At 63.0% G+C, this 18,989-nt stretch carries 16 protein-coding genes and 2 tRNA genes; 7 read left to right on the top strand and 11 right to left on the bottom strand.

The genetic code is table 11. The annotated features are described in order from the left end of the window. Positions 1-100: 100 nt before the first annotated feature. Positions 101-174 (bottom strand) — tRNA-Pro (locus tag ACFWEM_RS24995). Positions 175-600: 426 nt separating this feature from the next. Here ACFWEM_RS24995 and ACFWEM_RS24990 point away from each other — a divergent pair. Beyond that, a tRNA-Gly gene (locus ACFWEM_RS24990) sits at positions 601-674 on the top strand. Positions 675-869: 195 nt separating this feature from the next. Further along, a complete protein-coding gene (locus tag ACFWEM_RS24985; RefSeq protein WP_378448038.1) occupies positions 870-1,640 on the top strand; it encodes a DUF1542 domain-containing protein in 771 nt (256 codons plus the stop codon). On the opposite strand, the gene ACFWEM_RS24980 is transcribed toward ACFWEM_RS24985, so the two are convergent. Continuing rightward, a complete protein-coding gene (locus ACFWEM_RS24980) occupies positions 1,637-2,434 on the bottom strand; it encodes an Fpg/Nei family DNA glycosylase (RefSeq protein WP_378537996.1) in 798 nt (265 codons plus the stop codon). The two genes, ACFWEM_RS24985 and ACFWEM_RS24980, sit on opposite strands and share 4 nt — an antisense overlap. Before the next feature lie 15 nt (positions 2,435-2,449). Continuing rightward, positions 2,450-2,923, bottom strand: a complete 474-nt coding sequence (locus tag ACFWEM_RS24975) for a ribose-5-phosphate isomerase (protein ID WP_003944571.1) — start codon at positions 2,921-2,923, stop codon at positions 2,450-2,452. Positions 2,924-3,023: 100 nt separating this feature from the next. Between ACFWEM_RS24975 and ACFWEM_RS24970 the strand changes: the two genes are divergently transcribed. Beyond that, on the top strand, positions 3,024-3,902 hold the full coding sequence (locus ACFWEM_RS24970; protein ID WP_283304110.1) for a M48 family metallopeptidase: 879 nt from the start codon (positions 3,024-3,026) through the stop codon (positions 3,900-3,902). Here the strand turns inward: ACFWEM_RS24970 and ACFWEM_RS24965 are convergent. Continuing rightward, on the bottom strand, positions 3,890-4,513 hold the full coding sequence (locus tag ACFWEM_RS24965) for a DsbA family protein (protein WP_378537991.1): 624 nt from the start codon (positions 4,511-4,513) through the stop codon (positions 3,890-3,892). The genes ACFWEM_RS24970 and ACFWEM_RS24965 overlap by 13 nt on opposite strands. 166 nt (positions 4,514-4,679) lie before the next feature. On the opposite strand from ACFWEM_RS24965, the gene ACFWEM_RS24960 reads away from it, so the two are divergent. Both ACFWEM_RS24960 and pepN read left to right on the top strand, forming a co-directional pair. Then, positions 4,680-5,915 (top strand): NAD(P)/FAD-dependent oxidoreductase, encoded by a 1,236-nt coding sequence (locus ACFWEM_RS24960; RefSeq protein ID WP_378537988.1) that lies wholly within the window; start codon positions 4,680-4,682, stop codon positions 5,913-5,915. Positions 5,916-5,980: 65 nt separating this feature from the next. Continuing rightward, positions 5,981-8,560 carry an aminopeptidase N gene (gene pepN, locus ACFWEM_RS24955; RefSeq protein ID WP_378537984.1) on the top strand — a complete coding sequence of 860 codons (2,580 nt, stop codon included), beginning with the start codon at positions 5,981-5,983 and terminating at the stop codon, positions 8,558-8,560. 68 nt (positions 8,561-8,628) lie between these two features. Here pepN and ACFWEM_RS24950 read toward each other — a convergent pair whose 3' ends face one another. From ACFWEM_RS24950 to ACFWEM_RS24940, 3 genes are all read right to left on the bottom strand, one after another. Beyond that, complete coding sequence (locus ACFWEM_RS24950; RefSeq protein ID WP_019749092.1) at positions 8,629-9,108, bottom strand: DUF5130 domain-containing protein; 480 nt, start codon at positions 9,106-9,108, stop codon at positions 8,629-8,631. After that, positions 9,095-9,358 carry a hypothetical protein gene (locus tag ACFWEM_RS24945; protein WP_007730943.1) on the bottom strand — a complete coding sequence of 88 codons (264 nt, stop codon included), beginning with the start codon at positions 9,356-9,358 and terminating at the stop codon, positions 9,095-9,097. Before ACFWEM_RS24945 ends, ACFWEM_RS24950 begins: the two co-directional genes overlap by 14 nt. Positions 9,359-9,475: 117 nt before the next feature. Further along, complete coding sequence (locus ACFWEM_RS24940; protein WP_020908239.1) at positions 9,476-10,174, bottom strand: HNH endonuclease; 699 nt, start codon at positions 10,172-10,174, stop codon at positions 9,476-9,478. Positions 10,175-10,356: 182 nt separating this feature from the next. On the opposite strand from ACFWEM_RS24940, the gene ACFWEM_RS24935 reads away from it, so the two are divergent. Beyond that, a complete protein-coding gene (locus ACFWEM_RS24935) occupies positions 10,357-10,764 on the top strand; it encodes a globin (RefSeq protein WP_378537978.1) in 408 nt (135 codons plus the stop codon). A gap of 4 nt (positions 10,765-10,768) precedes the next feature. On the opposite strand, the gene ACFWEM_RS24930 is transcribed toward ACFWEM_RS24935, so the two are convergent. After that, positions 10,769-11,203: a cupin domain-containing protein gene (locus tag ACFWEM_RS24930; RefSeq protein WP_378537975.1), complete on the bottom strand. Its 435-nt coding sequence runs from the start codon at positions 11,201-11,203 to the stop codon at positions 10,769-10,771. A 163-nt stretch (positions 11,204-11,366) separates the two neighbouring features. Here ACFWEM_RS24930 and ACFWEM_RS24925 point away from each other — a divergent pair, with 163 nt between their 5' ends. Further along, on the top strand, positions 11,367-12,965 hold the full coding sequence (locus ACFWEM_RS24925) for a glycoside hydrolase family 13 protein (RefSeq protein WP_378537973.1): 1,599 nt from the start codon (positions 11,367-11,369) through the stop codon (positions 12,963-12,965). A 28-nt stretch (positions 12,966-12,993) separates the two neighbouring features. On the opposite strand, the gene ACFWEM_RS24920 is transcribed toward ACFWEM_RS24925, so the two are convergent. Genes ACFWEM_RS24920 through ACFWEM_RS24910 form a run of 3 tightly spaced genes read right to left on the bottom strand, consistent with a single transcriptional unit; the run spans position 12,994 to position 18,936 of the window. Further along, on the bottom strand, positions 12,994-13,680 hold the full coding sequence (locus ACFWEM_RS24920; protein WP_378537970.1) for a hypothetical protein: 687 nt from the start codon (positions 13,678-13,680) through the stop codon (positions 12,994-12,996). After that, positions 13,673-14,092: a thioesterase family protein gene (locus tag ACFWEM_RS24915; RefSeq protein ID WP_003944573.1), complete on the bottom strand. Its 420-nt coding sequence runs from the start codon at positions 14,090-14,092 to the stop codon at positions 13,673-13,675. Before ACFWEM_RS24915 ends, ACFWEM_RS24920 begins: the two co-directional genes overlap by 8 nt. Further along, positions 14,089-18,936, bottom strand: coding sequence for an NAD-glutamate dehydrogenase (locus tag ACFWEM_RS24910; protein ID WP_378537965.1), 4,848 nt, complete (start codon positions 18,934-18,936; stop codon positions 14,089-14,091). The genes ACFWEM_RS24915 and ACFWEM_RS24910 overlap by 4 nt, the downstream gene beginning before the upstream one ends. Between the last annotated feature and the right edge of the window lie 53 nt (positions 18,937-18,989).

The following is an 18,989-nucleotide window of genomic DNA, read 5'->3' as shown; positions in this document are numbered from 1 at the left end:
AACTTGTGTTGAATCGGTACTGCTGGGTTTTCGGTAGTGCTGTCTGGCGCGGCACTTCATTCCCGTAGAAGCTGGAGGTGAAGTGCCATGTACGTACTTGTCGGGATGACAGGATTTGAACCTGCGACCCTCCGCTCCCAAAGCGGATGCGCTACCAAGCTGCGCTACATCCCGTTTCCGATCACATGAAACACCGAACACATGAAACACACGATACGGCCATCTGAGGCCACAAAGACAGCAGGCCACAAAGGCAGCCACCATCGGTGACCGCGCACAACCCTATCGCGCTCACTACTCTCTCACGAACCCGACCGTCATTTGTACACGGCCCGCCTGTCCGACCCCGTCAGTATGGCAGCCGACCCGCGGCCCCGCTGATGCCGTTGCCTGACAGTCCTTGACTGACCGATCACGACACCCGGACTGGAAGCGGCGCCGCCTGTAAGAAGCCCCGACTTGCCGAGCAATTCGGCAATTCCCCAGGTGAACGACGGTATCGAACTTCCCCGACCCCCCGATTATGAAATCCGGTGGAGCATTGGGTACAGTTTCGTATCGCAGACGACGAACACGGCGATCCCGAGTTGTCGTATGCACGGGGATGTAGCTCAATGGTAGAGCCTCAGTCTTCCAAACTGATCACGCGGGTTCGATTCCCGTCATCCCCTCCATCAGGAGGGAAACTCCACAAATATCCGCATCGGCCTGGCCGGTGCGGATTTTTTTTGCGTTCGAACTCTGTGCACCCAGACCACTCCCCCGGGGTCCGTATCCTGGAGTTGTCCGGATCGATTCTGCTCGGGAGGCCACTCGTGACCACGATTCTTCTCATACTCGTCGTTCTGGCCGTAGTCGTATTTCTGGTCATGAAAAGCCAGCAACGCGGTTCCGGCCACAGCGCAACACAACTCGACGACGCGAAAGCCGATGCCCGGCAGGCGATCGAACGCCTCGGCGGTCAGGTCTACAACCTGACCGGCAGTGACGACGCCTCGCGCCAAGCCCTCGCCGACGCAGGCGAACGGTACAACGCCGCAGGCTCGCAGATCGACCAGGCCGCAACGCCGGTTCAGGCTCGTCTCGCGAAACAGACTGCCCTGGAAGGGCTTTACTACATCCGCGCGGCACGGGTGGCGATGGGCATGGATCCGGGGCCGGAAGTCCCATCCATCGACGGACAGAAGGCTGCGGGTTCTGTCACCGAAGACCGTGAGGTCGAATTCGAGGGCCGCAAGGTCGCCGCATCACCCAATCCGTCTTCGCACACACCCAACTACTACCCCGGTGGACGAGTCGCAGGTCGCCCGGTCCCGGCCGGCTGGTACTCCGAGCCTTGGTGGAAGCCTGCCCTCGTCGCCGGCGCCTGGGGTCTGGGTTCGATGATGCTGTTCTCGACCATGTTCTCCGGAATGGCCGGGGTTCCTTACGGCGCAGAAGCGTTCGCCCAGGGTGGCGATCCCGGCGCCGATACGGGAGCCGGCGACTCCGGCGATCAGGGCATGGACGCCGGTGATTCCGGTGCGGACCAAGGAAGTATGGACAACACGGATTACACCGCAGACGGCGGCTACGACGGTGGGGGCAGCGACTTCGGGGACTTCGGTGGTGGTGGAGACTTCGGCGGCTTCGACTTCTAAGCCGACTGACACACCGGGCACCAGAACAGGTTTCGTGCCTTCATGACGGAATGCAGGATCGGTGTGCCGCACACGCGGCACGGCGATCCTGCTCTTCTGTAGACGTAGGTCCGCGGACGATCTTTTGCGTACGCCGGATCTCCGTTGTCGTGCTCGGCGCGAACGACGTGCATCTTCCCGCGTCTGACACCGACTTTCATCAATTCGACAAGGTCTGCCCACATGGCAGTCCACTCGTCGTGAGAGACGAGATTTCCTTCTCGTTCGGGGTTGATTCCGTGGCGAAAGAGAAGCTCGGCGCGATAAACGTTGCCGACACCTGCGAGGACCGCCTGGTCCATCAGCAGCGCGCCGATTGCCGTCTTGGACTTGGAGATTCGCATCCAGGCCTTCTGCGGATCCGCGTCGCGGCGCAGTGGGTCCGGCCCGAGCCGGGCTTCTATCGCGGCGACCTGAGGAGGTAGCAGGACTTCGCAGGCGGTGGGACCACGAAGGTCGGTGCCGAAATCGGCACCGACCATTCGCATCCGGACCTGGCCTACCGGTTCTTCCATAGGCAGGGTGGCGTCGGTGAACTTTCCGTACAACCCGAGGTGTACGTGAACTGTCAAACCGTTGTCGTACGTGTGCCAGAGGTGCTTTCCCCAGGCATCCGATGACGTGAGTACGTGTCCGTCCACCAGGCGCGCGTCATCGGCGAACCTGCCTTGCGGACTGAGGACGCGGACCGGTGAACCGACGAACTTGCGGGCATGCAACCGTGCCAGCCGGTGCAGGGTATGACCTTCAGGCACGGAACAACTTTCGGATCAGGCTTGCGGCAGAGCCGGTGCGACGCCGGTCTTCTCGTACTCGGACAGGATGTCGATACGACGCTGGTGGCGCTCTTCACCCGACCATGCGGTGGCGAGGAAAGCGTCGACGATGGCAAGCGACTCCTCGAGGGAATGCATACGTCCGCCGATGCCGATCAACTGAGCGTTGTTGTGCTCGCGGGCCAGCTTCGCCGTTTCGACGCTCCAGGCGAGGGCGCACCGTGCGCCGGGAACCTTGTTCGCTGCGATCTGCTCCCCGTTGCCACTGCCACCCAGGACGATTCCCAGGCTGCCCTCGTCGGCGACGACGCGCTTTGCGGCTTCGATGCAGAAGGCCGGGTAGTCGTCCACGGCGTCGTACTCGTGAGCACCACAGTCGATGGCCTCGTGGCCGTTCGCTTTCAGGTGTTCGATGATCTCGTTCTTACGTTCGAATCCGGCATGGTCGGCACCCAGGTATACGCGCATGGCGACAATTCTCTCAGGCCCGACCAGCCGGGCGCACCCGGGTCGACGTCACACTTTCAGGAGCGCGCATCGCCGTGCGAGCGCACCTATCGTGGTGCCCATGTACCCCGCCAACGCTCAGGCCGCTGCACCCGCCGTTCGCGTGTCACCGGGCAGTGACGCGGTTCGCCACCCGTGGGAAATCCCGCTACTCGTGCTCGCGGTTCTGACGACGGTCGTCACCTATGTGGTGGCGATCGTTCTGATCGCTGCGGGTGATCTGTCGACGTGGATCCTCGTGGTGCTCGCGGCTCCGATCTTGCTGTTCCTCGCGCGAGGTCAGCTGTACGGGTCGCAGCAGGTCAACGGAATCAAGATGACGCCTTCGCAATTTCCGGAGGGGTATCAGCTGGTTGCGGAGGCTGCCGCACGGTTCGGTATGAAAACTCCGCCGGATGCCTACGTCGTGCTGGGGAACGGACGGATCAACGCATTTGCGTCGGGGCACGGATTTCGCCGGTTTGTCGTCGTCTACAGCGACCTGTTCGAAGTCGGTGGGCAGGCACGCCAGCCCGACGCGCTCGCGTTCATCATCGGCCACGAGGTCGGTCACATCGCTGCCGGACATGCGTCGTACTGGCGTCAGTGGGGGCAGTTCGCGTCGAACTACATTCCGGTGATCGGGTCTTCGCTGTCGCGTTCCATGGAGTACACGGCGGACAATTTCGGTTTTCACATGCGCCCACAGGGCGCTCCGGGCGCGATGGGCGTCCTCGGCGCGGGCAAGTATCTGGTCGGCCTGGTCGGGTTCGACGAACTCGCCGATCGCGCGACACTCGAATCCGGGTTCTTTCCGTGGTTCGTCAACATCTTGTCGTCGCACCCGGTGCTGACCTGGCGTGCGGCCGCGCTTCGCAACCGCACGCACTCAGGTCATCTGTTCTTCCGGCCCGGTCAGCTCTACCGAAATCCGGCGCTCACTGCTGCTCAGTCGAACTGAGGATCCTCCGTGCGGGTCCGCTTGAGCTCGAAGAAGTGAGGGTAGCCGGCCAGCGCGACTGCGCCGTCCCACACCTTGCCCGCGTCCTCGCCGCGCGGGATGCGCGAAAGCACGGGGCCGAAGAACGCCACACCGTTGACATGAATCGTCGGGGTTCCGACGTCGGGTCCGACGGCGTCCATGCCCTTGTGGTGGCTCTCGCGCAGAGCCTCGTCGTACTTGTCGGTGTCGGCGGCCTCGGCCAGTTCAGGTGGCAGGCCGACCTCGGCGAGGGACGACTTGATGACGTCGGCGAAGTCCTTGTTTCCCTCGTTGTGAATCTTCGTCCCCATCGCCGTGTACAGCGGCAGAAGGATCTCGTCGCCCTTCAGCTGCGCTGCAGCGATAGCGACGCGGACCGGTCCCCAGGCCTTGGTCATCATCTCGCGGTACTCGTCTGGCAGGTCGCGGCCCTCGTTGAGAACCGCAAGGCTCATCACGTGGAACTTGGCCTCGATGTCGCGGACCTGCTGGGCCTCGAGAATCCAGCGTGAGGTGATCCAGCACCACGGGCAGAGCGGGTCGAACCAGAAGTCAGCAGTGTCCGTGGTCTTGCTCGAGGTTGCGCTCACGAAGAAACTCCCTATCAGTTCATGTCGGTCAGGTCATATCAGTTCGGGGACATACTCCCGTCCTGCCAACAATCATGAACCCGCAATCCTTCCCGCGCTTTCCCCCGAACCACCTTCCGATCGCAGTAGTGTCGAAAAGAAACGAGTGCGAAGGAGTGGTTCAGCAATGAGCACCAACCGGAGATTCGTGATCGTCGGCGGCGGGCTCGCGGGCGCAAAGATCGCAGAAGCCCTGCGTGAGCGAGATTTCGACGGTGAAATCACCGTCTTGAGCGAAGAAGACCACCTTCCGTACGAGCGGCCGCCGCTGTCGAAAGAGTTCTTCGCGGGAAAGAAAACACTCCCCGAATTCACCGTCCACGACGGCGAGTGGTTCCGCGACCACCGCGTCGATCTTCGACCGGGAACCACGGCAACGGCGATCGACACCGCTGCGCACACCGTCTCACTTCCGGACGGTTCCACGATCAGCTACGACAAGCTCGCCTTGGCCACCGGCTCACGTTCGCGGCGCCTCGACATCCCGGGGTCCGACGCCGAGGGCGTTCACTACGTGCGAACAGTCGATCAAGCCGCTGCGCTGCTGCGCACCCTGGCCGCCGACAAGAAACTCGTCGTGATCGGTGCCGGCTGGATCGGTCTCGAAATTGCCGCGTCGGCTCGCGGTTTCGACGTCGACGTCACCGTGCTCGAACATGCCGGCCTCCCGCTCGAATCGACGCTCGGCCCGGAAATGGGTGAGGTCTTCGCCGCGTTGCACCGCCAGAACGGCGTCGACTTGCGCACCGGCACGGACGTCAGCGCAATCTCCGTCGACGGCCATCGAGCCTCGGGTGTCACCTTGAACGATGGAACCGTGATTCCCGCCGACGCCGTGTTGATCGCTGTCGGGGCATTGCCCAACACCGAGTTGGCGTCGGAGGCGGGTATCGACGTCGACAACGGAGTTCTCGTCGACGCCGGTCTGCAGAGCAGCGACGCCGACGTCGTCGCGGTGGGAGACATCGCTGCCGCACAACATCCGATTCTGAATGCACGAATTCGGGTGGAGCACTGGGCAAACGCGCTCAACCAACCCGAGACGGCCGCAGACACCATGTTGGGGCGGCCCGCCGAGTACGTGCGCATGCCGTATTTCTTCACCGATCAGTACGACCTCGGTATGGAATACGTGGGTCACGCACCGCATGGCGCGTATTCCCGTGTCGTTACTCGCGGTGACATCGACAAGCGCGAGTTCCTGGCGTTCTGGCTCGATTCCGCGAACAAGGTACTCGCCGGCATGAACGTGAACATTTGGGATGCCGGTGACGCCATCAAGGAACTGGTCGCATCTTCGCGCCCCGTCGATCCGGATCGGTTGGCCGATCCGCAGATTCCGCTGGCAGAAGTGTCCGCTTGAGTAAAGCCGTTCTCTTCGTGATGGGATGGACGTAATAGATCCGCACCATCAACGAGGAGATCTTTGTGGTCGCACCGAACCTGACACGCGAAACCGCAGCGCAACGGTCAGCAATCCTGACCGTCGAGAACTACCTGATCGAACTCGATCTCACCGACGGCAACGACGCACCCGGCGAAGTGACGTTCTCTTCGAAGACCACCGTCACGTTCACGGCTACGGCCGGGGCAAGCAGCTTCATCGACATCGTCGCTGCCCGAGTCCATTCCGCAGTCCTCAACGGAACGGCACTCGACGTCTCCGGTTACGACGAGTCGACGGGCATCAGCCTGCCAGACCTCGCCGCCGACAACGAGTTGGTCATCGAGGCCGACTGCATCTACTCCCACACCGGCGAGGGACTGCACCGATTCGTCGACCCGACCGATGACGCCGTCTACCTCTATTCACAGTTCGAGACGGCTGACGCCAAGCGCATGTTCGCGTGCTTCGATCAGCCTGATCTGAAGGCGACGTTCGACGTCCGCGTCACCGCTCCCACGTCGTGGAAAGTCATCTCCAATGGCTCGGTCGTCGAGACCCTCGCCGCCGATCCCGGCAAGCACGTCTTCCGGACCACCCCAAAGATGAGCACGTACCTGGTGGCGCTCATCGCCGGTCCCTACGCCCACTGGACCGACAACTACTCCGACGATCACGGCGACATTCCACTCGGAATCTTCTGCCGCGCTTCGCTGGCCGAGTTCATGGACGAAGAGCGGCTCTTCACCGAGACCAAGCAGGGATTCGACTTCTACCACCGCAACTTCGGTGTTCCCTATGCCTTCGGCAAGTACGACCAGCTCTTCGTCCCCGAATTCAATGCGGGCGCGATGGAGAATGCCGGCGCCGTGACCTTCCTCGAGGACTACGTCTTCCGCTCCAAGGTGACCCGCTACTCGTACGAGCGTCGCGCCGAAACCGTGCTGCACGAAATGGCGCACATGTGGTTCGGCGATCTCGTCACGATGGCGTGGTGGGACGACCTGTGGCTCAACGAGTCGTTCGCGACCTTCGCTTCGGTCCTGTGCCAGACCGAGGCCACGGAGTACACGAACGCGTGGACGACGTTCGCCAACGTCGAGAAGTCGTGGGCCTATCGCCAGGACCAGTTGCCGTCGACGCACCCGATTGCCGCGGACATTCCGGACCTGGCCGCCGTCGAGGTCAACTTCGACGGCATCACCTACGCCAAGGGCGCCAGCGTCCTCAAGCAGTTGGTCGCCTACGTCGGACTCGAGCCGTTCCTCGCCGGACTGCGTGAATACTTCCGTGAGCACGCCTTCGGGAACGCAACCTTCGACGATCTACTGGGTTCACTCGAAAAGTCCTCGGGCCGTGACCTTTCCGACTGGGGTCGTCAGTGGCTCAAGACCACCGGCCTGAACATCCTGCGACCCGACTTCGACGTCGACGCGGACGGAAAGTTCACCCGCTTCGCCGTCCTGCAGGACGGTGCTGCCCCCGGCGCCGGTGAGCGTCGAATCCACCGGATCGCCATCGGAATCTACGACGACGTCGACGGCAAGTTGGTGCGCACCCATCGCGTCGAACTCGACCTCGATGCTGCGGAAAGCACGGTTGTTCCCGAACTTGTCGGCGTTGCCCGCGGTGCGCTCGTGTTGGTCAACGACGACGATCTGACGTACGGCTCCGTGCGACTCGATCCCGAATCGTTGGCGACGGCGATCGAGCGGGTCGGCGACATCACCGACTCACTCCCCCGCACCCTGGTCTGGTCGGCGGCGTGGGAAATGACCCGCCAAGCCGAACTGAAGGCCCGCGACTTCGTCGCACTGGTCGGACGCGGAATCAGTTCGGAGACCGAAGTCGGTGTGGTGCAACGCCTCTTGCTCCAAGCCCAAACCGCCATCGGTTCCTATGCCGATCCCGACTGGGCCGAGGCCGAAGGCTGGACTAGCTTCGCCAATCGGTTGCTCGAACTCGCACGTGAGGCAGAGGCCGGGTCCGACCACCAGCTGGCATTCGTCAACGCACTCACCGGTGCTGCGCTCTCGCCGTGGCACACCGAGGTACTGCGCGAATTGCTCGATGCCGATCCCTCCACCGTCGGGCTCGACGGCCTGATCGTCGACACCGACCTGCGCTGGCGCATCGTCGGGGCGCTCGCAGCTGCCGGCGAGATCGACGCCGAAGGAATCGCAACGCCGTTCATCGACGCCGAAGCCCAGCGTGACCCGACCGCTGCGGGCGCTCGTCAAGCCGCGGCCGCCGCGGCCGGACGTCCGCAGGCTGCTGTCAAGGAAGAGGTCTGGGCGAAGGTCGTCGGCGACGACTCGGTGCCGAACATCACCGCGCGATCGATCATCGGCGGGTTCGCTCGCGAGGGCCAGGACGAACTGCTCGAACCCTTCGTCTCCCGCTACTTCGCCGACATCGCGGCGGTGTGGGAACGACGCTCGAGCGAGGTCGCACAAACGGTTGTCATCGGGCTGTACCCGGCGTGGTCGATCTCCGAAGAATCCGTCGCGGCAGCAGACCGATTCCTCGAAGGCGACATCCCTCCCGCATTGCGCCGTCTGGTCGTCGAAGGCCAGGCCGGTGTGGTTCGTTCACTCGCAGCACGAAAGTTCGACGCGAGCTGACATGCGAAAGGCCGGTGCCCGCTTCGATTCTCACGAATCGAAGCGGGCACCGGCCTGTGTCTTACAAGTCAGGGCGCCGAAATTGCGGCTGCCATAACACGAATGGCGCTGATCAGTCCGTCGATCAGGTTGCCTTCACTGAAGGATGCAACAGCTGCCGTTGCTCCGAGCTGCGTAACGCGATCGGTGACCCGATCGGCGATTGCCCGCCCACTGCGTACCTCGACGGTGCGCTGGTTCGGCGAGACTGCGATCAGGACGGAACGCTCGGCTTCGGGCGTCGTCGGGAACAATGCGTCGGCACCCGCTGCCGGATCCGAACCGAGATCACCGATGTACGCGTTGAATCGCACCTTGGTGGCCCGAGTCGCTTCGGTCATCGCGACGTCGAGCGCGACCAGATCCATGGTCTCGAACGGAAGGTCGTCGGTGAACGGCTCACCGATGCGATGCACACCGGAAACACGTCCGCTGGACGTGACGACGCTGCCGACCGGCAGGTCCTCGGGCGCTACTGCGAGCGCGGTCGAATGATCACCACTTGCCACTTGCGGACCCTCCGATCAGATCAGCCGAACCGGCTTCGATTGCGTGTGCACTGCCGTGATGGCCACCGCGAACGGTGACCTCGTCGACAGCACTCCACAGCACGGGAGCGTGATCCCACGACTCACCGAGATGGAACGCCGGCGGAACCGGTCCCGGCGTCTTCTTCCCGAGGAAGGACGCAGCCGCGAAGAACGCGGTGATCAAGGCCGGAATCCCAACGTATATCAGTACTACCTCGAGAATGCTCACACCAGTAAGGTAGCCCAGAACGCCAGGAAGGAAAGCGTCAGGGCCACAAATTCTCGGCCAATTTCGTTTCGGCGGCGCTGGAACACGACTCAGGCCGCGCCCACGCCGAAACAAAGCTCAGGCTGCGCCCACGCCGAGATACGGCATCCACGCCGGATGCAATTCCTTGGTTGCCGCGAGCAGACGCCAGTGCGGGCCGGACGGCGGAACCAATTCCGCGCGGAGGGTCCACCCGAGTTCGCTGAGCATCTTGTCGGCCTTGCGGTGATTGCAGGGGGCACAGCACGCGACGCAGTTTTCCCACGAATGCCCGCCACCTCTGCTGCGAGGAACAACGTGGTCGATGGTTTCGGCTTTGGCTCCGCAGTAGGCACATCGGAAATGGTCACGATGCATCAGCGCGGCGCGGGTCATCGGAATGCGGGCGCGATAAGGAACACGCACGTAGGTGCGCAATCGAATGACAGAGGGAACCTGCACCGACCAGTCCGCAGAATGGACTACCGGGCCTTGTTCGTCCTCGTGGACGGTATCGGCCTTGCCGCAGGCCATGAGTACGACCGCGCGCCGTGCGGGAAGAGCGGTCAGCGGTTCGTAGGTGACGTTGAGCAGAAGCACCCGACGTTTTACCCACTCGGGGACGACGCGATCGGGAGGGAACATCTCGAGGTGAGAATGTTCTTCGGAAAAGAGTGGGTCAGCAGTGTGAGCGAACCCGTCAGGAACAACTTCCAGAACAGCCCCTAACGCGTGGTCGTTCCGCGCGCTAGTGGGCTGGAGTTGTCGGTGATTGCGTGCAGCATGTCGATTCTTCATACGACCTCCGGGAGACTGCCCCCAAGTTGACCACGGATGATCGCGTTACGCACTCCCATTTCGAACAAAATTGCCAGGACGGCCGGTGAATTTCCGGTGAATGGGTACGCACTCCGACCCGACGTGACCGTCGTCGACCCGGAAACCGACCACTACGGCCGTCAGGCACAATGGAAGTTGCCATGAATGACGTACAGCACGACGTGCAGCAGACCTTCTACGACGCCGTCGGCGGAGCCGCGACGTTTCACAAGCTCACCGCGCGATTCTACGAAGAAGTCGCGAAGGACGAGGTTGTGCGCCCGCTCTACCCCGAGGCCGATCTCGGCCCGGCCGAGCGGAGAATGCGGATGTTCCTCGAGCAGTACTGGGGCGGGCCGCACACGTACTCGGAGGAGCGTGGGCACCCGCGTCTGCGGATGCGCCACAATCCCTTCGTGATCGGCCCGATCGAGCGTGATGCTTGGTTGCGGTGCATGCACGTCGCCATCGCGTCCATCGACGAGAAGACTCTGAGCCCGGTGCATCGCAAGCAGTTGATCGACTACATGGAGATGGCAGCTGCGTCCATGGTGAACTCCGCCATCTGAGCGTTTACTTCGCCTTCGGTCTGAACAGACGCGCAACCCGGCGGGCCGCTCGTACCCCGAACGACACTGTGGGATGAAGCGGCGAACTCAAGATTGCATGCTTACGCACGTACTCGTCGACCTCCCATTCCGACCAGCTGCCCGCACGGAAGAGTGCGGCATCACCGACGCCCAGGGTCCGCTTTGCGATTCCGTCGGCCTGAACAGTGACCGAGCCCTCGATGATGTGTACGATTTCGTCCGCCTGGAAGTACCAGCGAAACCGTCCCTTCGTGCAATCCCAGACGTGCGTGGTCGTGGTGCCGTCTTTACTCACCGACCATTGCGCCGACCGCGCAGCTGGTGTGCCGGAGATTATCCAGTCCCGGTTGATCGGATCATGATCGAGCAGCACGTGATCCAAACTGACCGCTTCGATTGCCGACAAAGTCATGGCCAAGCCCCCTTGGTTGAATTTTCGATACATCACCCCCGGCGGTAACACCACAGTTGCCACATGGCGTGACCGCGTCAATGCAAAGTACACCAAGGCTAGGTAAAGAGTCACGCTTTTGCCGTGTCCAAGTCGTGCGAGTGCCGGACGTTTGGCACTATGAACTGCTGTGAGCACCCCCGCGGATTCGTCCTCTGTAAGCCGGCCCGAAGCACCGTGGTGGAACGAGGCGGTTTTCTATCAGATCTACCCGCGTTCCTTTGCCGATTCGGGCAGTGACGGTATCGGCGACCTCGGCGGAGTCGAGGAGAAACTCGGATACCTCGAGCTTCTCGGTATCGACGCGATCTGGTTGAGCCCGGTCATGAAGTCACCGATGGCCGACCACGGCTACGACGTCTCGGATCCTCGCGACATCGATCCCTTGTTCGGCGATCTGGCGACGATGGATTCGCTGATCGCGTCGGCTCACGAACGTGGAATCAAGGTCACCATGGATCTGGTCCCGAACCACACCAGTGATCAGCACGCTTGGTTCAAGGCGGCTCTGGCGTCGGCGCCCGGCTCTGCGGAGAGATCCCGCTACATCTTCCGAGACGGTAAGGGTGAGAACGGCAGCGAACCGCCGAACAACTGGCCGAGCATCTTCGGCGGCCCGGCATGGACCCGCGTCACCGAAGCCGACGGAAAACCCGGTCAGTGGTACCTGCACATCTTCGCCAAGGAGCAGCCGGACCTGAACTGGGACAACCCCGAGGTCTTCGACGACCTCGCCAAGACTCTGCGCTTCTGGCTCGAACGCGGAATCGACGGATTCCGTATCGACGTGGCGCACGGAATGGCCAAGCCTGACGGTTTGCCGGACCACGACTGGGAGCTCAACGAGCTCATGCGAAATTCCGACGACGACCCGCGGTTCAACAACCCGGCCGTTCACGAAATCCACCGCGGAATCCGCAAGGTCATGGACGAGTTCCCGGAGACCATGACCGTCGGCGAGATCTGGGTGAAGGACAACCAGAAGTTCGGCGAATACATCCGGCCTGACGAACTGCACCTCGGATTCAACTTCCGACTCGCAGAAACCGGGTTCTCGGCCGAGTCCGTCCGCGAGGCCGTCGAAAACTCCCTCGCAGCTGTCGCCGAGGTCGGAGGTGTGCCCACGTGGACACTGTCGAACCACGACGTCGAACGTGAAGTCACGCGCTACGGCGGGGGCGAGATCGGGACGCACCGCGCCCGGGCAATGATCCTCGTCGAGCTGGCGCTCCCGGGCGCGAGCTTCATCTACAACGGAGCCGAACTCGGTCTGCCGAATGTCGACCTTCCCGACGGCGCACTGCAGGACCCGGTCTGGGAACGATCCGGACATACCGAGCGCGGACGTGACGGTTGCCGCGTGCCCCTTCCGTGGGAAGGAACCGAACCACCCTTCGGTTTCACCACCGGTGCGAGCACCTGGTTGCCGATGCCACCCGAGTGGTCGACGCTCACCGTGGAGGCGCAGATCGAGGACGTGGACTCGATGCTCTCGCTCTATCGCGCCGCCCTCGAACTTCGAAGCGCCAGGCCGGAGTTCTCCGGAACCGACATCGATTGGTACGGCAGTCCTCCCGGCTGCCTCGCTTTCCGTCGGCGTGGTGGTCTGATCTGTGCCCTCAACACGACGGAGGTGCCCATCGCGCTGCCGAGCGGGCAGCTTCTACTGAGCAGTGCGCCTCTGGTCGACGGTCAACTGCCCGTCAATGCGGCGGCGTGGCTGATCTGAGAGACCACCGCACCCGCCGCCTGAACTCCTACCGTGCCACCATCAGGGGTATCGAACCTCCGCGGTGACGGTAGATCGAGCCGAATCGTGCATCGAGGCGCACCCAGGATTTGCTTGCCCGCACCCGAACCAACTCCGACGCGTCGATCTGCTCGAGGTCGATGTCGGCGGTCATCGCTTCGGATCCGGCGTGCGGAACGAATCCCATTGCGGTCAAGGCAAAGATAACTCGCATCGAGATCCCGACCGTGCCGGACGGACCACTGACCTCGAGTACGTCCTGATCGAGCAACGACGCCGGCGGCCCGTGACTGCTGCCATGCTCCTGGGCCAAGGCGTTGCCCCGCTGGGCCAGTTCGATCAGCACCCGGGCGGGCACGTCGTCCAGGTGCTCGAAGCCCTCCGTGGGCGGCAACGCCCCACGCCACGCCGAATCCATGGCGAACCCCGGATCGATCAGCTCACCCGTTGCCTGCTCCACGGCCGCGAGCAACTGATCCCCGGCAGCCGAGGTGTCGTCGGGGTTGATGGTGCCCGCCACGGTTCGCGTTGCCAGAGCGTCGAAACCCGTTGGTGCCCAGACACTCAGGTGGGCATCTCCGCGTCGACGCATCCGGATGACCGTGGACTCGTCCAAGCGCAGTGCATGACCGATGAAGCCGGCCAAGTTCTTTCGCTCGGACTCCTCGGGCACGGTCAGTACACGTTCATGCACGTTGCCAGCTCTCCAGGTACTCGCGCTCGGGGCCGCTGAGACGGCGCAGACGCTGTGTGTCGATGTCGAAGGCCGCGATCTGAGTCGACGCCACGATGGACGGCGGGACGCTGAGATCGGCGCCGCGCGGGCGAACTTCGTACGCGATGGTGAAGTCCACCGCGCGAACCTTTTCCACCCACATGAAGACGTCGAGCGGTGAATCGTCGTGCCGCAGTTGGCCGCGGTACCGCACATGGAGATCGGCAATCACGGCCCCGTCACGCAGGGTGACCGTCGGGCGTGAGTCTTCGAACAACCAAGGAATCCGCGCCTCTTCGAGCAACGTCACCATCCGTGCGTGGTTGATGTGCTGGAAGGCATCCATGTCGGACCACCGAACCACTACTTCGGCGTGGAATCCTTCGCTCAACGTCCTACCTCCGATCGGGTGCCCATGCTGCGCACCATGCTACGAACCTGACGCGCCGCCACCGAGAGCGTCGCGAGGTCAAGCGTCCCAGACTCGAAGATCTCGACGAGAGCTGCCCTCGCCCGGCTCAGGCGCGAGGCGTTGGTCGATTCCCATTCGTCGATCTTTTCCTGCGGCGACTCCCCCGGCTCGCCGCCCGCCAGAACCTCCATCGTCAGCTGCCGAAGCGAACTGTAGAGGTCGTCTCGCAACGCGAGCCGCGCGAGCGAGTGCCAACGATCGCCGCGCTCGAGTCCCGAGACCGCGCTCAGCAACCAGTCGATTCCCAGGTGCGCGTCCAAGGCGTAGTACAGCTCCGCGACTTCGGTGATGTCGTGATCTGCGATGTCGGCGATATCCGCGATGTCGAGCAGGCAGTAGACGTCGAGCAGCCGGAACACGTCCAGCGCCAACGCTTCCGGAGCCCCACGGTCGATCACCGACTGCGCGCGCACCAGCAGATCGTCGAGCTGATGGCCGGCGAGCAGTCCGGGAACCAGCGGGGCCGTCGCCCGATACGCTGCCGAGTAACGCGCAACCTCGGCGCCGACAGCGATCGGCTGGGGCCGATTGGCCAGGAACCATCGCGACGCCCGGTCGAGCAGTCGGCATGATTCCACGATCAACTCGTTTTCGATCTCTGCACTGACGCCCGCCGAACGGATTCGCGACCACACCTCGTCGAGTGCAAAGACCTCCCGCACAGCGGCGTAGGCACGAATCGAGTCTGTACTGCTCGCTCCGGTCTCCTCGGCCAAGCGGTAGGCGTAGGTGATTCCGCCGTTGTCGATCACTTCGTTGACGAGCATCGTCGCGACGATCTGCCGACGCAACGGGTGGGCCTTGATCTCCGTTTCGAACCGATCGCGAACAGCGGTCGGGAAGTACTGCGGGATCTGCTGGGCGAAGAAATCGTTGTCCGGCAACTCGGTTGCGAGTAAATCGTCCTTGAGTGAAAGCTTGACGTGCGCCGTCAGCGTCGCCAGTTCCGGCGACGTCAGACCCACACCGGCCTCGAGTCGACGCTCGATCTCCTTGTCGGTCGGCAACGCCTCCAGCTTGCGGTCCAGGCCACGTGCCTTGCTCAAGTCCGTCAACTGACGCCGGTGAACACCGAGCATCTGCGGCGCGGTCACCCGTGAGATTCCGAGCAGCGCGTTCTGAGCGATGTTGTCCGCCAACACCAATGCGGCCACGTCATCGGTCATCGACGCCAGCAGCGGATTGCGTTCCGGTGACGGCAGCAACTGCGAGCGCACGAGCGAATCGAGAAGAATCTTGATGTTCACTTCGTGATCGGAGCAGTCGACGCCGGCCGAGTTGTCGATGGCGTCGGTGTTGATGTGACCGCCGTTGGCGCTGAACTCGATTCGTCCCAGAGCTGTCACGCCGAGGTTGCCACCTTCGCCGATCACCTTGACCCGCAGATCTTGACCGTCGACACGCACGGCGTCGTTACTCTTGTCGCCGACCTGCGCATTGGTCTCGGTCGACGCTTTGACGTACGTACCGATTCCGCCGTTCCAGAGTAGGTCCACGGGTGCGGACAGGATCGCTTGCATCAACTCCGGCGGAGAGAGCTTCGTGACTCCCTCGGCCAACCCCAGTGCGCCCCGAACGCTTTCGGCGATCGGGACCGACTTGACCGTGCGATCCCAGACCCCGCCGCCTTCACTGATCAGGCTGGTGTCGTAGTCGGCCCACGACGACCGAGGTAACTCGAAGAGCCGTTGACGCTCCACGAACGAACTCGCTGCGTCAGGGTTCGGATCGAGGAAGATGTGTCGGTGGTCGAACGCGCCCACCAGTCGGATGTGGCGACTGAGCAGCATTCCGTTGCCGAACACGTCACCGCTCATGTCGCCGACGCCTACCGTCGTGAAATCCTCGGTCTGCGTGTCGACACCGAGTTCGCGGAAGTGCCGCTTGACGCTTTCCCAGGCGCCCCGGGCGGTGATACCCATGCCCTTGTGGTCGTATCCCACGGAACCGCCGGAAGCGAACGCGTCGCCGAGCCAGAAGTCGTACTTGGCGGCAACCGAATTCGCGAGATCGGAAAACGTCGCCGTGCCCTTGTCTGCGGCGACGACGAGGTAGCGGTCCTGATCGTCCTTGCGTACCACTCGATCCGGCGTCACAACTTCGCCGGTGGCGGCGTGCACGTTGTCCGTGATGTCGAGCAATCCGGAAATGAACGTGGTGTAGCAGGCCTTGCCGGTTTCCAGCGTCGCTGTTCGATCAGCGGCCGGATCGCCCGTCGGCAGAGGCGGATTCTTCACGACGAAGCCGCCTTTGGCGCCGACCGGGACGATCACCGCGTTCTTGACGGCCTGCGCCTTCACCAAGCCCAGCACCTCGGTCCGGAAATCCTCGCGCCGGTCGGACCAGCGGAGCCCGCCGCGCGCGACGGCGCCGAATCGCAGGTGCACGCCTTCGACCTCGGGCGAGTACACGTAGATTTCGAAAGCCGGCCGCGGCTTGGGCAACTCGCTGATCCGTGAGGGATCCAGTTTGACCGACAGATAGTCACGAGAACGACCATCGGCGTCGACGACGTAGAAATTGGTACGCAAGGACGCCTTCACCAACGAGAACATTCCACGCAGAATGCGATCGGCATCCAAGCTGAGAACCTCGTCGATGGATGCACGCAACTGCTCGTCCAATTCCGCGACGCGGATGTCGTCCTGTTTCTCGGGGTCGAACATCGCCTCGAACAACTGGACCAATGCAAACGCGGTCTGCGGATGCGTGAGTGCGATTCCTTCGATGTGGAACTGACTGTACGGAAATGTGGCCTGCCGCAGATACTTTGCGTATGCGCGCAGCACCACGGCTTGACGCCAGGACATACCGGCGCGCAGCACCAACTCGTTGAATCGGTCAGCTTCTGCCCGGCCGAACCAGACTGCACCGAACGCGGCCGTGAACCGCTTCTGGACCTCGGTCAGCGGGGCGGTACTGGTCTCGAGTGGCACCTGCGCATCGAGGTCGATCTCGACCGACGCCCGAAGATCCGCCGGTACCGACAGTCCGAAATCGTAGATCCAGCACTGAACGCCGTCGAGGCGCTGTACGACGTGCGGCCGCTCGTCGAGAACTTCGACGCCGAGTGACTGCAGCACCGGCAGGACCTGGCTCAACGAGATACCGTCGCCTCCGACGAAGAGAGTGAAGCGCCAGGCGCCGGGCGCGGAGTCGACGGCGCGATAGAGCAGCACGTCGATCGCGCCCGGTGCCAACGCCTCGAGCCTGGCGATGTCGGCGAGCGCCCGCGACGGCTCGAAGTCCTCCTTGTACCCATCGGGAAGTACCCGCGAATACCGCTGCACCAGTTCCGGATCCACGCCCGGACTTTCGCGAACAAGGTCGTTGATGCGGTCGTCCCAGCTACGACTGACTTCGGTCAACAGCGCCTGAACTCGCTCGCGGTTGGCCTCGGAGACATCGAGATGAACCGGCTCGCTGGCCGGATCGCGCCGGATCGTCACGTGCAACAACGCAAGATCGTTCTCGGTAACCCGGGCGGTGTAATCGACTGTGCCTGGTCCGAATTCGCGCCACAACAGGCTTTGCATCGCCAGTCGCACCCGCGTCGTGTACCGGTCACGAGGTAGATACACCAGGCAGGATACGAAGCGGCCGAACGTGTCCTCGCGGACAAAGAGTCGCACCTGCCGACGCAATCCGATGCTGTGCACGGCGTGCACGGTCTCGAACAAGGTCTCGGCATCGCTCGAGAACAACTCGGTGCGCGGGAAGGACTGGATGACCTCGAGCATCGCCTGACCGGAGTACGAATGCAGGTCGACACCGGCACGCGCGATTACTTCGCGGACGCGGCGCTCGATCAGGGGAATCGCGAGGACGTTCTCGTGGAGGGCGACAACGGTGAACACTCCCAGGAACCTGTGCTCCCCCACAATGTTTCCGTTGTCGTCGAGGATCGAGACGCCCACGAAGTACGGGTAGACAGCGCGGTGCACCGTGGCGGGGAACGATCCCTGAGTCAGGACCAGAAGCGGTCGATCCGGGAGATCTGCGACGGGAGGCAAGCTCATCGGGCCCTCGGTGACCGCGTCGGAGCGCAGCACACCGAGTCCACTACCCGCGACCGTACGTGAACCGTCCTTCGTGCCCTCGAATCGCCGGTACCCGAGAACGGCGTAATTTCCGTCGGCCATCCACCGCAGCAGTCGAGCGGTGTCGGAGAACTCTTCGGGGGTGATCCTGCCGGAGGCGGTTTCGGCGGCGCTCGCCAACTCGTCGGCAACGCGCAGTTGCAATGCCTTCATGTCCGGGGTGTCGCCAACCACCTGACGGACGTCTGCGAGTACTTTGCCGAGGTGCGCTTCGATCGCGTCGAGCGCGGAATCCTCGACTTCGGAATCCAACTGGACGTGCATCCAGGATTCTTGGATACCGCTGTCGCCCAAGGACATCAGATTGCCCGAGTCGTCGCGTTCGACGGTCAGGATCGGGTGGGCGAATTGACTGATTCCCACACCTTGTCGGTTGAGCATCGCCGTGACGGACTCGACGAGCAACGACATGTCGTCGGTGACGATCTGAACAGCAGCGCCGAGCCCCTCGGATCCTGACGGGCGGTACACACGCCATACGGCCGTGCCCGGTGTCCGTTGCCGCCCGAGCGCAAGATGCGCGAGCAGGACTCGATCCGATCGACCGTTGATGACGTCGTCGCTGTCACCCTCGTCGATATGCGTGAAAAAGGCCTCGCGAAGACGCGTCAACAACGTCGCTTCGTCGAGGCCTGTGCCCTGCTGCCGTACACGGTCTGTCATTCCTGGCTCACATCCTTGTGGGTTCTGATCGCCGCGACCAATCTCTGACTCGA

It is taken from the genome of Rhodococcus sp. NPDC060176 (assembly GCF_042728675.1).
GTDB lineage: Bacteria > Actinomycetota > Actinomycetes > Mycobacteriales > Mycobacteriaceae > Rhodococcus_F.
Note: the sequence above shows the minus strand (reverse complement) of the source record. Positions and strands in the feature narration are given on the sequence as shown.

Excerpts from the sequence above, each read along its gene's own strand:
- ACFWEM_RS24985 (WP_378448038.1), top strand. The coding sequence starts at position 870 with ATGAAAAGCCAGCAACGCGGTTCCGGCCACAGCGCAACACAACTCGAC.
- ACFWEM_RS24910 (WP_378537965.1), bottom strand. The coding sequence starts at position 18,936 with ATGACAGACCGTGTACGGCAGCAGGGCACAGGCCTCGACGAAGCGACG.
- ACFWEM_RS24940 (WP_020908239.1), bottom strand. The coding sequence starts at position 10,174 with ATGAAGAATCGACATGCTGCACGCAATCACCGACAACTCCAGCCCACT.
- ACFWEM_RS24970 (WP_283304110.1), top strand. The coding sequence starts at position 3,024 with ATGTACCCCGCCAACGCTCAGGCCGCTGCACCCGCCGTTCGCGTGTCA.
- ACFWEM_RS24975 (WP_003944571.1), bottom strand. The coding sequence starts at position 2,923 with ATGCGCGTATACCTGGGTGCCGACCATGCCGGATTCGAACGTAAGAAC.
- ACFWEM_RS24935 (WP_378537978.1), top strand. The coding sequence starts at position 10,357 with ATGAATGACGTACAGCACGACGTGCAGCAGACCTTCTACGACGCCGTC.
- ACFWEM_RS24960 (WP_378537988.1), top strand. The coding sequence starts at position 4,680 with ATGAGCACCAACCGGAGATTCGTGATCGTCGGCGGCGGGCTCGCGGGC.